Source organism: Arthrobacter sp. 05T444 (assembly GCF_056395905.1).
The window spans coordinates 226,818-242,000 of record NZ_JBFTKK010000002.1 but is presented as its reverse complement, the minus strand read 5'-3'; the positions used below and the strand labels follow the sequence as shown (position 1 = coordinate 242,000).

9 protein-coding genes are annotated in these 15,183 nt (G+C 66.5%); 6 read left to right on the top strand and 3 right to left on the bottom strand.

Going from position 1 to position 15,183, the window contains the following annotated elements; genetic code table 11:
• Nucleotides 1–278: 278 nt before the first annotated feature.
• From AC1DD3_RS03305 to AC1DD3_RS03295, 3 genes are read right to left on the bottom strand one after another with little or no spacing between them, the layout of a single operon-like run.
• Entirely contained in the window at nt 279–1,964 is a 1,686-nt protein-coding gene (locus AC1DD3_RS03305) for a DUF885 domain-containing protein (protein ID WP_476880928.1), read from the bottom strand.
• 57 nt (nt 1,965–2,021) lie between these two features.
• Nucleotides 2,022–2,267, bottom strand: coding sequence for an acyl-CoA carboxylase subunit epsilon (locus AC1DD3_RS03300; protein WP_476880995.1), 246 nt, complete (start codon nt 2,265–2,267; stop codon nt 2,022–2,024).
• 23 nt (nt 2,268–2,290) lie between these two features.
• The gene (locus AC1DD3_RS03295) at nt 2,291–3,874 is read right to left on the bottom strand and encodes an acyl-CoA carboxylase subunit beta (protein ID WP_476874937.1); all 1,584 of its coding nucleotides are present in this window, start codon (nt 3,872–3,874) and stop codon (nt 2,291–2,293) included.
• A 231-nt stretch (nt 3,875–4,105) separates the two neighbouring features.
• Between AC1DD3_RS03295 and AC1DD3_RS03290 the strand changes: the two genes are divergently transcribed.
• From AC1DD3_RS03290 to AC1DD3_RS03265, 6 genes are all read left to right on the top strand, one after another.
• A complete protein-coding gene (locus AC1DD3_RS03290; RefSeq protein WP_476880927.1) occupies nt 4,106–4,993 on the top strand; it encodes an SDR family oxidoreductase in 888 nt (295 codons plus the stop codon).
• A 60-nt stretch (nt 4,994–5,053) separates the two neighbouring features.
• Nucleotides 5,054–6,013 (top strand): biotin--[acetyl-CoA-carboxylase] ligase, encoded by a 960-nt coding sequence (locus tag AC1DD3_RS03285; RefSeq protein WP_230119911.1) that lies wholly within the window; start codon nt 5,054–5,056, stop codon nt 6,011–6,013.
• Nucleotides 6,006–6,605 (top strand): PH domain-containing protein, encoded by a 600-nt coding sequence (locus tag AC1DD3_RS03280; RefSeq protein ID WP_476880926.1) that lies wholly within the window; start codon nt 6,006–6,008, stop codon nt 6,603–6,605. The genes AC1DD3_RS03285 and AC1DD3_RS03280 overlap by 8 nt, the downstream gene beginning before the upstream one ends.
• A 10-nt stretch (nt 6,606–6,615) precedes the next feature.
• Complete coding sequence (locus AC1DD3_RS03275) at nt 6,616–7,725, top strand: adenylate/guanylate cyclase domain-containing protein (protein WP_230119924.1); 1,110 nt, start codon at nt 6,616–6,618, stop codon at nt 7,723–7,725.
• Nucleotides 7,726–7,964: 239 nt separating this feature from the next.
• Nucleotides 7,965–14,069, top strand: coding sequence for an Ig-like domain-containing protein (locus AC1DD3_RS03270; RefSeq protein ID WP_476880925.1), 6,105 nt, complete (start codon nt 7,965–7,967; stop codon nt 14,067–14,069).
• Between the two features lie 78 nt (nt 14,070–14,147).
• Nucleotides 14,148–15,119, top strand: a complete 972-nt coding sequence (locus AC1DD3_RS03265; protein WP_476880924.1) for an AAA family ATPase — start codon at nt 14,148–14,150, stop codon at nt 15,117–15,119.
• Nucleotides 15,120–15,183 lie beyond the last annotated feature (64 nt).

The window sequence follows — 15,183 nt, the reverse complement described above, 5'->3', positions numbered from 1 at the left end:
GAAGGTGACCGAGAGGCCTAAGTGCTCTCTGCCCGTCACGCTGTGATCGTCGTACATTCGGCACCAATCCAACGCTTTGTGAAGCAGTTCCCACAGCGCATATGGCAGACATCTCCCCGGGCCCGGGATTTCGACAGGCTCAATCAGCGGTGGGCGGTTGGGCCCGGGATTTCGACAGGCTCAATCAGCGGTGGGCGGTTGGGCCCGGGATTTCGACAGGCTCAATCAGCGGTGGGCGGTTGGGCCCGAGATTTCGACAGGCTCAATCAGCGTGAGACCTACCCGAGCATCGCGCGCTTGAGTGTGTCGAGCCCGACGGACCCGATGTTCAGTGCCTTGGTGTGGAACGCCTTGAGATCAAAGCCGGGCCGGGATTCCAGTTCCGAACGGATCTGCTCCCACAGCCGTTGGCCCACTTTGTAGGACGGTGCCTGGCCCGGCCAGCCGAGGTAGCGGGCGAATTCGAACTGCAGCTGCCCCTCGCTGATCTCCAGGTTGGCTTTGAGGAAGTCGAAGCCCTTTTCCGGCGTCCACGTACCTGATCCCCAGCGCGCCGGTACCTCCAGCTCCAGGTGGACGCCGATGTCGAAGACCACGCGGGCAGCCCGCATCCGCTGCATGTCCAGCATGCCCATGTGGTCGCCGGGGTCCTTGAGGTAGCCAAGCTCCTCCATCAGCTTCTCCGCGTACAGTGCCCAGCCTTCGCCGTGTCCGGAGGTCCAGCAGACGTTGCGGCGCCAGCTGTTCAGGAGTTCGCGCCGGTAGACGGCAGTGGCGATCTGGAGGTGATGCCCGGGCACGCCCTCGTGGAACACGGTGGTGGTTTCCGCCCACGTGGTGAACGTGTCCTCGCCGGCCGGCACGGACCACCACATGCGCCCCGGCCTGCTGAAGTCGTCCGACGGGCCGGTGTAGTAGATGCCGCCCTCGTCTGTCGGAGCGATGAGGCACTCCAGAGTCTTCATGACATCCGGGATTTCAAAGTGAACGTCGGCCAGGTCGGCCACGGCACGGTCCGAAAGCTCCTGCATCCACGCCTTCAGGGCATCGGTGCCCTTCAGCTGGCGGGACGGATCGCCGTTCAGGATTTCCTTGGCTTCCGCGATCGAAGCCCCGGGCCGGATCTCACTGGCAACGGCTTCCTGCGCGGCGATGATCCGCTCGAGTTCCCCGATGCCCCACGCATACGTTTCCTCCAGGTCCACCGCCGCCCCGAGGAAACCGCGGGAGGCCAGGGCGTACCGTTCCCTTCCGACGGCGTCCTTTTCGGGGGCGGCGGGCAGAAGTTCATCCCTGAGGAACGCTGCGAGTCCGGCATAGGCGGTGCGGGCGGCGGCAGTGCCGGCGTCGAGTTTTTCCTGGAGCCCGGCCGGCAGGGGGCCGTCGGCGGTCTTGGCGCCGGCCGCGAGCTTCGCGAAAAAACCGTCCCCTGCTGCGTACTTGGTGGCCTGTTCGATGACGATCGACACCTGGCGCGAAGCGGATACCCGACCGGCTTGCCTGGCTGAGCGGAGGGACTCGATGTAGCCGCGGATGGCGCCGGGTACGTTGCCGGCCCTGCCGGCTATGTGTTCCCAGTGCTCCTCAGTCTCCGTGGGCATGAGGTCGAAGATGGAGCGGATGTTCTGGGCCGGAGATTCAATGTTGTTCAGTTCGGCGGTATCCCAGCCCGATTCGTGGAACTCCAGCTGCAGCCCGAGGCGTTCACGCAGGGCATCCAGCGTGACGGCGTCCACGTCGTCCACGGGAGCCAGCCCAGCGAGGGCATCGAGGGTCTCGCGGGCTGCGGCAGCGAATTCTTCGATCCCGGCAGGCGAAAAGTCCTGAAACTCCGTGTCGTGGCCAGGCACGCCCAGGGTGGTGGCAAGGCTCGGATCGAGCCGGATGAGCGTGTCCGTGTAGGCGTCTGCGACGGCATCGATGGCGGTTTTGGGGCGCACGGGCGCTGAGGTTTCACTAGTCACCCCAAGAGACTAACCGCGGAAGCCCAGTTATGAAAGACTTACTGAACTTTGCGGGGGCTAGCCCCGGCTTCGCTTCCAGGCGCCCGGACCGGGTGTCGGCGCCAGCCGCAGCTGCTCCCGGCGCACCCAGTGGCGAACGCTTGGCTTCGTGGAATCGGCCGTCTCGGCTGAGCCGATGGAAAGGACGACGGCGGTCAGCGCCGCCAGCTCCTCGGGCGTCGGTTCTCCCTTGACGACCGAGAAGAGCGGGGTTTCGGGCGCCGCGGTTTCGACGGGCTCAACCGACCGCTTTGCGGCCGGAATTTCCGATGGATCGGTTGCCGGGGTCACAGCGGGATGTTTCCGTGCTTCTTGGTGGGGAGGCTGGCGCGCTTGTCGCGGAGCGCCCGGAGTCCCTTGATAATCTGCAGCCGGGTGTCCGACGGGGCGATGACCGCGTCAAGATAACCGAGTTCCGCAGCTTGGTACGGGTTGAGCAGCTCCTCCTCGTACTGCCGGATGACGTCGGCGCGCCTGGCCTCAACGTCCCCGCCCGCCTCGGCGACGGCGGCGAGCTCGCGCCGGTAGAGGATGTTGACGGCACCCTGAGCGCCCATGACGCCGATCTGGGCAGTGGGCCAGGCGAGGTTGAGGTCGGCGCCGAGCTTCTTGGAGCCCATCACGATGTAGGCGCCGCCGTAGGCCTTCCGCGTGATCACGGTGAGCTTGGGCACCGTGGCCTCGGCGTAGGCGTACAGGAGTTTGGCGCCGCGGCGGATGATGCCCTGGAACTCCTGGTCCTTGCCCGGCAGGAAGCCCGGCACGTCCACGAGGGTGATGATGGGAATGTTGAAGGCGTCGCAGTGCCGCACAAAGCGTGCTGCCTTCTCGGAGGCCGAGATGTCCAACGTGCCTGCGAACTGCATGGGCTGGTTGGCCACGATGCCGACAGTGTGGCCTTCGACCCGGCCGTAGCCGATGATCACGTTCGGGGCGTACAGGGACTGCATCTCCAGGAAGTGGGCGTCATCGACGATCTGCTCGATGACTTTGCGCATGTCGTACGGCTGGTTCGCCGAGTCCGGGATCAGCGTGTCCAGGGCGAGGTCGTCGTCGTCGAGCTCCAGGTCCTGCTGGTGCTCCAGGACGGGAGCCTCGGAAAGGTTGTTGGAGGGCAGGAAGTCCAGCAGTTCCCGGACGAACTCGATCGCATCGGCTTCATCCGACGCCAGGTAGGTGGAGGTGCCCGTGGTCGCATTGTGCTGCCGGGCGCCGCCCAGCGTCTCCATGTCCACATCCTCGCCGGTGACGGTCTTGATGACGTCGGGGCCGGTGATGAACATGTGGGAGGTCTTGTCCACCATCACCACATAGTCGGTGAGGGCGGGGGAGTACGCGGCGCCGCCGGCGCAGGGGCCCATGATGAGGGAGATCTGCGGGACGACGCCGGAGGCGTGCACGTTGTTGCGGAAGATGTCCGCGAACATCGCCAGCGAGGCCACACCCTCCTGGATGCGGGCGCCGCCGCCGTCGTTGATGCCCACCACCGGGCAGCCGTTGCGCAGCGCGAACTCCTGGACCTTGACAATCTTTTCGCCGTTAACCTGGCTCAGCGAACCGCCGTAGACGCTGAAGTCCTGGCTGTAGAGCGCCACAAGGCGTCCGTCCACGGTGCCGTAGCCGGACACGACGCCGTCGCCCAGCGGCTTCTTCTTTTCCATGCCGAACGCTGTGGAGCGGTGCACGGCCAGGGCATCGAACTCGACGAAGGAGCCGGCGTCCACGAGCAGGTCGATGCGCTCGCGGGCGGTGTTCTTGCCGCGGGCATGCTGCTTCTCGATCGCTTCCGGGCCGGAGGGCTGCTCTGCGCTGGCCTGGCGGTCGCGGAAATCGGCAATCTTTCCCGCCGTCGTGGTCAGATCGTGGCTCATGAAGTGTCTCCGGCTCTGTAGCTGATCGGTGCTGTAGCAGCGTAACGCGGGCACCTGTTGCGATGGTGAGAAACTCCGTTAAGTAGCTTCCGTACAAATCAAAGGCCCTGATGGCTAGTCTAGTGACGCTTATTGCGCAGGCCGCTGTAGGGATCCTACAATTTTCGTCCGTGGCGGCGGCGGGGACATGCATGTTACTCGCCGGTAACATAATGCGGCTAGAGTGTCCCTATGACTTCAAGCGATGATGCTTTTCCTCCCACTGCAACGCCCTACCAAGCCGCCGGTTCGCTTCAGGGCCGCACCATTCTGATGTCCGGCGGGAGCCGCGGCATAGGCCTGGCGATCGCGCTGCGCGCGGCGCGCGACGGTGCCAACGTGGTGCTGCTGGCCAAGACCGGCGAGCCCCACGCGAAACTCCAGGGCACTGTCTTCAGCGCCGCCGGGGAGGTGGAAGCCGCCGGCGGAAAGGCTCTTCCCCTGGTCGGGGACGTCCGCAATGACGACGACGTCGCGCGCGCAGTCGCCGCCGCCGTCGAACACTTTGGCGGGATCGACATAGTGATCAACAACGCGTCAGCCATTGATCTGTCCCAGACGGACGCAGTGGACATGAAGCGGTACGACCTCATGCAGGACATCAACGTCCGGGGCACCTTCCTGCTGTCCAAGCTGGCCCTGCCTGCGCTGCGAAAATCCGACGGCGGCCACATCCTCACGCTCTCGCCGCCCCTGAACCTTGACCCCAAGTGGGCAGGCATGCATCTCGCCTACACCATGGCCAAGTACGGCATGAGCCTGACCACCCTGGGCCTGGCGGAGGAGCTCAAAGCGGACGGCGTCCGCGTCAACTCACTGTGGCCCTGCACCCTGATTGATACCGCCGCCATCCGGAACATGCCGGGAGGGGAGGCGATCGTCCAAGCCGCCCGCGGCCCCCAAATCATGGCGGACGCGGCCCACGCCGTGCTGACCGGCAGCAACGTCAAGGAGGGCGCCGCGGCAACGGGGAACTTCTACACGGATGAACAGGTGCTTGCCGCCACGGGCGTGACTGATTTCCGGCCCTACAGCCTGGGCGCCGCCGAGGATCGGCTGGTTCCTGACATCTTCCTCTGATTTCCCTGGCCGCTGCCCCGGATCGGCCGCTCCGGCCCGGCAACTCGATAGGATGCAACTATGGATGCCGCACGCCCTGACGAAAGCCCTGAAGCGCAGGAAAACCTGACCGGAGCGAAGGGGCTGCCGGAGCGCCCGGCCCTGGACCGGGATGCCCTGTCCAGCGTGGAATTCCTGTCCGCACACGGCATCTCCCAGCTGCAGGTGGTGGACACCACCGGCTCCACCAACGCCGACCTCCTGCGCGCCGTCACCGTCGAGCCCAAGGCGTGGCAGGACCTTGCCGTCCTCACCGCCGAGCACCAGACGGCCGCCCGCGGGAGGCTGGACCGCATCTGGGAGGCGCCCGCGCGCAGCTCAGTCCTGGTCTCGATCGTCCTTCGACCCGTCAACGCGGACGGCCGGCCGCTGCCCACACAGACCTACTCCTGGCTCTCGCTCCTGGCCGCCCTCGCGCTCCGGGACGCACTGCTGGAGACTGCCGGGCTGCGGGCTGAACTCAAATGGCCCAACGACGTCCTGGTCCGGGGCAAGAAGATCGCCGGCATCCTGGCCCAGCTCGGTCCGATGGGGGACGGCTCCGTGCCCCCTGTGATCCTGGGCACCGGGCTGAACGTCACCCTGACCGAGCCGGAACTGCCGGTCCCCACCGCCACCTCGGTTCAGCTTGAACGTGCCGGGACAGTGGACCGCACCGCACTCCTGAAAAGCTACCTGTCCCGCTTCTGCACGCTCTACCGCAGTTTCTGCAACGCCGACGGCGACCCCACAGCCGGTCTCGCCGGCGGTCCCTCACTCCACAAGCGGGTTGAAGCCGTCATGGTGACGCTGGGCCAGCAGGTGCGCGCGCACCTCCCCGGCGACCACGAAATCACCGGGCATGCGTCCCGGCTCGACGACTCCGGCTCCCTCCTGGTGGTGGACGCCTCGGCCCACGAGCATGTGGTGACGGCCGGCGACGTGGTCCACCTGCGTCCCTGGTCCCCGCCGGGGGCGTCCACGGAAAGCGGCAATGCGTAAAGACCTTCTGCCGGGGGAGCAGGTCATAGTCGTGACCCGCCCGCAGCCCAGGATGCTGTTCATGCCGGCGGTGGTGTTCATTCTCGTCCCGGCGCTCGCCGCCTTCGCCAGCGCCTGGATCATCCGGGGCGGGCTGCGGAGCTTGCTTCCGGTGGTTTCCGCCGACTGGACCTTCTGGCTGGTGACCGGATGTGTGCTCGCCGCGCTGTGGGCCATGTGCGGCTATTGCCTGCCGCGGCTGCTGCGGTGGCAGGGCACGCGCTACTTCCTGACGAACCGGAGGATACTGGCGCGCTACGGCATGCTCCGCCGGCGCGACCAGCAGGTGTTCCTGGCGTCGGTGCGTAATGTCACGGTCACCCAGACCGTGCTCCAGCGGATGTTGCGCTCGGGGACTATATCCTTGGATGCCGGGCACCAATTCAGCGCCGTGCTCCGGGATGTGCCGGAAGTGGCCACGTTTCACAGGTTCGTACTGGACGCGCTGGACGAGCTTCCGAACGAAGAGTTTTTTGAATGGGGTCACGCGGCGGACGAGTCCGACGCCGGGTTTCCGCGGGATGTGAGAGAAGGTGGAAGAGATGAGCGATGAGGATCAGCGCATGAGCCAGGGACAGGGTGCCGGCGAGGTGACCGATGCCGCCGTCGGGTCTCCTCCCACCGGAACCATGTCCGCCGAGCGGATAGCCATGAAGGCCCTGGAGACCAGGCTGCTCGGCGGTGAGCGCAAGCTGCGCCGCCGCGAAGTGGCCGGTGGTGCCGGACTCTCGCTGCTGTCGGCGCGGAAGCTGTGGCGCGCCCTCGGGTTCCCCAACCTCGGTGACGATGACGTTGCCTTCACCGAACGCGACCAGGCCGCCCTGAATACCGTGGTGGACCTTGTCCGCACCGGCAAGCTCACCGAAGAGGCAGCCATTTCCGTCACACGCGCCATCGGCCAGATGACCGACCGGATGGTGGTCTGGCAGATCGAGGCACTCGTGGAGGACATGGTCCATGAGCAGGGCGTCACGGACGCCATGGCCCGCAAGCGCCTCGTGAACGAGCTTCCCGCGCTTGTGGACCCGCTTGAGGAGATGCTCGTCTACTCGTGGCGGCGCCAGCTTAACGCGGCGGTCCAGCGACTGGCCGTCCGGGCCGAGGCCGGGCTTCAAGCCAGTGAGGAAGGCCGCGAAGGGGACGAGGACGACGCTCCGCTGCCCCTGGCGCGGGCCGTGGGCTTCGCCGACCTGGTGTCCTACACAAGCCTTTCCCGCCGGATGAACGAAAAAACCCTGGCCAAGCTGGTGCAGCGGTTTGAAAACAAATGCGCCGAGATCATCTCCGTAGGCGGCGGCCGGCTTGTGAAGACCGTGGGCGACGAAGTGCTCTACATCGCCGAGACCCCCGCGGCCGGCGCGGAGATCTCACTGGCGTTGGCTGAGGCCTTCACCAGGGACGAAATCCTTCCCGAGGCCCGGGTTGCGATGGTGTGGGGACGGATTCTGTCCCGTCTGGGCGACATCTACGGGCCCACAGTCAACCTTGCCGCGCGCCTGACGACGCTGGCTGATCCGGGCACTGTGCTGGTGGACTCCATGACCGCCGCCGCCCTCGACCGGGACGAGCGCTTTGTCCTCCTCCCCAAGGAAGCGGAGAACGTCCGCGGCTTCGGCGAGATCCAGCCCGTGATGCTGGCACGGGGCCAGGGCAAGGGCCTGGTCCTGGACTGAGGCCAGTGGGCAGCCCTCCCCATCGCGGATCGCAGCGCCCGTGGGTAGGCTTGCCGGGTAACGGAGAGCCCCGCACCGGGCTTTCCTTGGACAAGCCGCCAGCGCCCATGTAATAGTCGAAACTCAGAATTGTTCCGGCGTCTCTATGGGGGAGTGGCGGAATGTCACGGCCTCTGGTGTTCACCAGGGGCCCGCAGGCTGCACTCAGGCGGCTGTGATTTCGGGGGAATAATAACGCTGTGTCAACTTTGTTCGGCAGGCTGGGGCTCAGGAACCGCCGCAACAAGCTCATCACCGGTACCGTTTTTTCCGCGGCCGCAGCAGCCCTCGTGGCCGGCGCCGTCATCTACCCTGGCTTCAAAACCACCGAGGTGGACCTGAACGACGGCGGCGTATGGGTGGTCAGCAAGGCCCGTAACGCCGTGGGCCGGCTGAACTACCCGTCACGCGTCCTGGACGGAGCCGTGACCCCGGCCAGCACCACGTTCGACGTCCTGCAGAACGCCGGCAAAGTGTTTGTTGATGACGCGTCGGGCTCAACCCTGAACCAGGTTTCTGCGGCCAACATGCGGCTGGGCGGGGACAAAAAGCTTCCGGGCTCTGCGCAGGTCAGCTTCGGCACAGAGGTCATCTCCGTCACGGACCCCGCCGCCGGCAAGATGTGGGCGATGTCGCCGTCAACCGTCAATGCCTTCGATGAGGAGTCCAGCGATCCGGCGGTGGCGGGCTCGCAGGGGCTGGTGTCCGCCGTCGGGTCCGATGACAGGGTCTATTCCGCGGATCCCAAAACCGGGCAGGTGACGGTCACCGCCGTGAACTCCAACGGCCAACCCACCGATACCCAGTCCAGCACGTGGAACGGACTGAAGGGCGCGGGCGATCTCCAGCTTGCTGTGGTGGGGGACCAGCCGGTGGCCCTGGATGCCGCCGCCGGCCGGCTGTTCCTTCCGGGCGGCCGCGAGGTGGCTTTGCCGGACGCGCGGGACGCGAAGCTCCAGCAGTCCGGTCCGGCGTCGGAGTCCGTGGCCTTGGCCACTCCCAAGGCGCTGCTGAAGCAGCCGCTGGACGGCTCGACGGCGAAGACCGTCACCTTTGGCGGGCAGGGCGTTCCCGCTGCCCCCGTGCAACTTGGCGGCTGCGTGCACGCCGCCTGGTCCGGTGCAAACAAGTATGTCCGCGACTGCGCCAACGACTCGGACGACAAAAACGTGGCGGTCCCCAAGGCCAGCGCGTCGCCAAGCTACGTGTTCCGCGTCAACCGTGACGTCGTGGTGCTCAACGACGTCAATTCCGGGAACGTCTGGCTGGTCAACCAGAACATGCAGCTGGTCAACAACTGGGACGATGTGGTTCCGCCGAAGAACCAATCCGATGACCAGGACGAGGAATCCGCGGACAACAACACCATCAACATCCTGCCGGACCGCACCAAACCGAACCGTCCCCCGGTAACCAAATCCGACGCCGTCGGCGTACGGCCCGGCCGCACCACCGTCCTGAGCGTGCTGGACAACGACTCCGACCCCGACGGCGACGTCCTCACCGCCTCCGTGGGGAACGAGAGCCCAAAATCGGGGAGCCTCGAAAGCATCTACGGCGGATCAGCGTTCCAGATCACCGTCCCCGCCGACGCTGCACCCGGGACGGAGGCCTTCGACTACAGCGCGGCCGACGGCCGCGGGCTGTCTGCCGGCGGCAAGGTCACGCTGAACGTGGTGGGCCCGGACGAGAACAGGCCGCCGGCCTTCAAGCGCGGCGATCCCACCACCCTGCTCGTGGAGCAGGGCAAGACCGTGAGCCAGAACATCCTCACGGACTGGGCGGATCCCGACGGCGACGACCTCGTCCTCATGTCAGCGACCGCCGATAACGAGCAGGACCAGGTGAAGGTCCGTCGCGACGGGCTGCTCACCTTCCAGGACTCCGGGGCAACTGCCGGCAAGAAAAGCGTCACGGTATCCGTGTGGGACGGACGGGCCACCACCACCGGAAAAGTGGTGGTGAACGTCCAGCCGCCTGGCGCCCTGGCGCCCGTCGTCAACGCCGACCATGTGACCGCCGTCGTCGGCCAGGACCTTGTCATCGCGCCCCTGAAGAACGACGTCGACCCCAACGGCGGCGCCCTGCGCCTCGCTCAGGTGGAGGCCAGCGGGCCCGCGGAACTCGGCCCCGTCACGGACGGCGGGACCTTCACCTTCCGCAGCCGGACTCCCGGCCCCGTCTACCTGACGTACATTGCCAGCAACGGTCCGCAGAGCAGCCAGGGCTTGATCCGGGTGGACGTCGAATCAGGCAAGGACACGGGAAAGCCCGTGGCAGTGCACGACGTCGCCCTCATGCCGGTGGGCGGCAGTGTGCTCCTGGACCCTCTCGCCAACGATTCCGATCCGTCCGGCGGCGTCCTGGTGCTGCAATCCGTCTCACTGCCGGAAAATACCACCGCGTCGGTCAGCGTGCTCGATCACAGCGTCCTGCGGATCACCGACATCGCCGGCGCCAAGGACCCGTTCCTGTTCCGCTACACCATGTCAAACGGCAGGACGTCCGCCACAGGCAGCGTCTCCGTTGTCCCGGTTCCCGCTCCTGCGGTGGTGGAGGCGCCGCAGCCCAAACCCGATGAAGTCAACGTCCGCGTCAACGACGTGGTCACCATACCCGTGCTGGACAACGACACCCATCCGCAGGGCGAAAAACTGACCGTGGACCCGCTCCTGCCCCAGCCCGTGGCCGCCGAGGACGGCAAGAGCTTCGTGTCGGAAAATACCCTCCGGTTCATCGCCGGAAGCCAACCCAAGACCGTGCGGGCCATCTACAACGCCGTGGACCCGCAGGGCCAGAAGAGCGCTGCAGCCGTCACCATCCACATCCTGCCCCTGGAGGGTGCCGAGAACTCCCGTCCGCAGCCCAGGAACGTGACAGCCCGCGTAGTCGCCGCAGGCACCGTGCGCATCCCGGTGCCGCTGGACGGCATAGACCCCGACGGCGACTCCGTCCAGCTCACCGGCATCGACAGCACGCCCGGCATGGGCACCGCGACGGCCGGAAGCAACTTCATCGACTTTGTCGCAGCCGGAGACGGCGGCGGGACAGATTCCTTCCGCTACAAGGTGGTGGACCGGCAGGGGGCCGTGAACACGGGCACCGTGACCGTGGGCATCGCGCCGCGGGGCGATACCAACCAGAAGCCCACGCCCGTGGACGATGAGGTCAAAGTCCGCCCCGGCCGGCAGATCGCCGTTGACGCCGCCAGCAACGACACCGACCCCGACGGCGACCTGATCCGCATCCTGGGCGACGGCATCGAGGCGGACGCCGCACTCAAGGCCGAAGTCAGCAAGCAAAGCGGCCGCATTCTCCTGCAGGCACCCGCAGCTGAGGGCACCGTCAACGTCCGCTACACCGTCGCCGACGAGCGCGGCGCCTCTGCGCAGGCGGCCATCACCATGCAAGTGGACAGCAAGGTCCCGCTCCAGGCGCCCATCGCCAGGGATGACCGGGTGACGTCTGCCCAGACCCTGGGCAAAACCGCCGTCGACGTCCCTGTGCTGAAAAACGACGAAGACCCGGATGGCGTCGGTGAGAACCTAAAGGTCACCAGCGGGAGCGAAACCGCCCGCCCGGGCAAGGACGGCAACATGATCGTCGAACTGACCGAGCAGCCGCAGTTGGTGCCGTACAGCGTCGAGGACGTTGACGGCAAGAAGTCCACCGCGATTATCTGGGTGCCGGGCATCGGGCAGCAGGTCCCGACCCTCGCCAAGGACGACGTCCTGGAGGTCATTGCCGGCCAGTCCGTCACGGCAAACCTGGCGGAGTGGGTGAAAGTCCGGGAAGGCCGTTCACCCCGCCTGACCCAGACCGACCGGATCAAGCTCATCGGGGCGGACGGCAGCGACCCCGTGGCAGGCAACGGCACCGCAGTCAAGTACACCGCAGGCAAGGATTACGTGGGCCCGGGGTCCATCAGCTTTGAAGTCACGGACGGCTCTGGCCCTGATGATCCTGCCGGCCTGAAGTCCACCCTGAGCATCCGGACCAAGGTCCTGCCTGATCCGAACCGAAACAACCCGCCTGCCCTGCTGGGCGGAGCCGTCGACGTCCCGCAGGGCGACTCAGCGCGCACAGACCTGGCCGGGCTGACCTCCGACCCGGACCGGGACGACGTGCCGAACATGAAGTACGAAGTCCTCGGCGCGGTGCCGCAGGGCTTCAGCGCGGACATTGACGGCGCATCCCTGAAGGTCTCGGCGAGGGACGGGGTGCGTCCGGGCGAGGCTGGCTCTGTGCAGGTCAAGGCGAAGGACCCGCGCGGGCTCGAAGCCGTCGCAACGTTCCGCCTCTCTGTCACTGCCTCCAACCGCGCCAAGGCGGTGGCCAACGACGACATCGAGGCCGATGCGGCGGCCGGCAAGCCCGTGACTGTGAAGGTGCTGGCGAACGACTCCAACCCCTTCCCGGACGTGCCCCTCAAGATCATTGGCGTGGCGACCGAAACCGGCCAGGGCTCGGCGGCCACCTCGGGGGACTCGGTGACGGTCACGCCGTCGGCCGGTTTTTCCGGAACGCTCATTGTGTCCTACACCGTGGCGGATAAGACCGACGAAGCCTCCCGCTACGCCACGGCCCGGATCCGGCTGACTGTCAAGGACAAGCCGCTTGCGCCCACCACGCCGCAGGCGCAAAGTGTCGGTGACCAGACCGCCCTGCTGAACTGGACCGCACCCGCGGACCGCGGTTCACCCATCACCAAGTACACGGTCTATGGCGAGGGCGGCTACCGGCAGGATTGCCCGGCCAACTCGTGCACTTTGAACAACCTGGTGAACAACACCAAATACCACTTCCAGGTCACGGCCACGAACGACTTCGGCGACTCCGATCGTTCGCCGGTCTCGGCTGAGGTCCGCCCCGACGTCAAGCCCGACACCCCTCTTGCTCCCGCGATGAAGTTTGGCGACAAGCAGCTCACCATCACGTGGAAGGCGCCGGCCAGCAAGGGCTCGCCGGTCAAGTCCTACGACCTCGAGATTTCGCCGGCGCCCGCCGGGCAGAATGCGCAGATCCAGAACCTCACGGCCGCGACCTACGTCTGGAAGGGCCTCCAGAACGGCGTTGCCTACAAAGTGCGCGTCCTGGCCAAGAACGACGCCAAGGACCCTTCCGAATGGAGCCCCTACTCCGCCGCGGAAACCCCAGCCGGAGTCCCCGTGACACCGGCCGCGCCGACAGTTTCCGGCGCCGGCTCCGTGGGCAACCAGAGCCAGCTGCAGGTGAACTGGACCGCGCCAAACAACAACGGCGACGCCGTGTCCGCCTACACGCTGACAACACTGCGCGGAGGGACCGCGGTCAAGAGCCAGCAGGTGGCTTCCGGAACGTCCCTGAACGTTTCGGTGGCAAACTCCGAAACCGACTACACCTTCACTGTGTCGGCCACCAACAAAGCGGGAACGTCCGGGACCAGCGCCCAGTCGGCGGCCATACGCGCTGCAGGAAAGCCGGGCACGGCCAACAGCGGCAGCGTGCGCGCGCCGGGAAACAGCGGACAGCTGGACGTGACGTTCACGCCGCTGACCGAAGCCCAGCGCAACGGCTCCCAAGCCGATGAAATCCGCTACCGCTGGTCCACCGCCTACGGCTCAGGGCCCATTGCCGCCGGCGGAGGAACCATCACGAACCAGCCCAACGGCAGGAACGTGACAGTCAACATCATCGCCACGTCCACTAAGAACAACGTGTCCGGGGACGCCAAGGCGATTGGATCAGCAGTGCCGTACGGCCCGCCCGCCACGCCGGCGGTTTCCGGCGAGACGTCTGCCAAGGGAGACCCCCAGGTGCACTGGACATGGAGCGCACCCAACAACAACGGGCGGCCCATCAACCGCTATGAGGTCAACTATGACGGCACCGGCTTCAAGTCCGTCGGCCTGACCCGGCAGTACAACCACTCCGGCGGCGGCTGGGGCCAGCGGCATACACTGGCGGTCCGCGCCTGCAACGGCACCAACGGGATCAAGGACTGCGGCGCGGCCGACACCGCAGCCTCCACTTCGGGGGCCGATCCCGCACCTCCGCTGACTGAGGTCAGGGTCAAGAGAAGCGACAACAACAGCTGCCCCGGCAAGCCAGGCGTCCCGGACCGGTACAACGCCGCAACCCGCAGCTGCGGCGGGAGCGACGCCAACTGGGTGTCCTATTCGGACGGCTGGATCGCCACACCCTGCTGGGCCGACATCTACAACAACAACGGCCGGTGGTACAAGATGAACGGCGGCCCGCACTCCGGCTGGTACGTCAAAGGCATCACGGTGGACGTCAGAGGCCCCGGCGTGGGCCAGTGCTGATCCCTCGAGCCACGCAGGACACATGAAGCATCACGGATTTAGCTTGCAAGTGCAGGCCGGATGGAAGAGGACCGACACATGACCATGACAACCGAGCAGGCCGAGTGGTTTGCAGCCACCTTTGAGAAGCTCGTGGCCAACGTGGGGCAGGCGGTTCTGGGCAAGGCTCACGTCATCCGCCTGACCTTCACAGCCATGCTCGCCGAGGGGCATGTCCTGTTCGAGGACGCCCCAGGGACCGGTAAGACGTCGCTGGCTCGCGCCCTGGCAGCGACTGTCAAGGGATCCAACAACCGTATCCAGTTCACCCCGGACCTGCTGCCCTCGGACGTGACGGGCGTGACCATCTACGACCAGAAAACGCAGAAGTTCGAGTTCCACAAGGGCCCGGTCTTCAGCAACATCGTCCTTGCCGACGAGATCAACCGCGCATCGCCCAAGACCCAGTCGGCGCTGCTTGAGGTCATGGAGGAATCCCGCGTTACGGTGGACGGCACCACCTACGAGGCCGGCCGCCCGTTCATGGTGATGGCCACCCAGAACCCGATCGAGCAGGCCGGCACCTACCGGCTGCCCGAGGCACAGCTGGACCGCTTCCTCATCAAGACCTCCATCGGGTACCCGGACCACGCCTCCACGGTCCAGCTGTTGGGCGGCACCAACCTCAGGGACCGCTCCAAGGGCCTGCAGCCGGTCATCACCACCCAGGCAGTGGCGGACATGGCCGACCTCGCCGCAACCACCCACGTGGACACCGCGGTGCTCGAGTACATCTCCCGGCTCTGCGAGGAGACGCGCAATGCCCCGGAGACCCGCCTCGGCGTTTCCGTCCGCGGCGCGCTGGCCATGGTCCGGGCAGCCAAGGTCTGGGCGGCGGGCCAGGGGCGCAATTTCGTCCTGCCGGACGACATCAAGGACCTCGCGGCGGTGGTCTGGACCCACCGCTTCGTCATGGACCCCGAGGCCGAGTTCTCCGGGGCCACCCCTGAGGCCGTCCTCTCCCGGGTACTGGCCGACGTCGCCGCTCCGCAGCAGCGCGCGGCAGTCTAGGACGCGGCCCCTAAAGCACGGCAGCTACCGAACCGACACCCACCGAAGCATCGCTAACAAAGGT

Bases quoted from the DNA above. Each gene is read 5' to 3' on its own strand.
- AC1DD3_RS03290 (WP_476880927.1), top strand. From the start codon at position 4,106: ATGACTTCAAGCGATGATGCTTTTCCTCCCACTGCAACGCCCTACCAA.
- AC1DD3_RS03295 (WP_476874937.1), bottom strand. From the start codon at position 3,874: ATGAGCCACGATCTGACCACGACGGCGGGAAAGATTGCCGATTTCCGC.
- AC1DD3_RS03285 (WP_230119911.1), top strand. From the start codon at position 5,054: ATGGATGCCGCACGCCCTGACGAAAGCCCTGAAGCGCAGGAAAACCTG.
- AC1DD3_RS03280 (WP_476880926.1), top strand. From the start codon at position 6,006: ATGCGTAAAGACCTTCTGCCGGGGGAGCAGGTCATAGTCGTGACCCGC.
- AC1DD3_RS03275 (WP_230119924.1), top strand. From the start codon at position 6,616: ATGAGCCAGGGACAGGGTGCCGGCGAGGTGACCGATGCCGCCGTCGGG.
- AC1DD3_RS03265 (WP_476880924.1), top strand. From the start codon at position 14,148: ATGACCATGACAACCGAGCAGGCCGAGTGGTTTGCAGCCACCTTTGAG.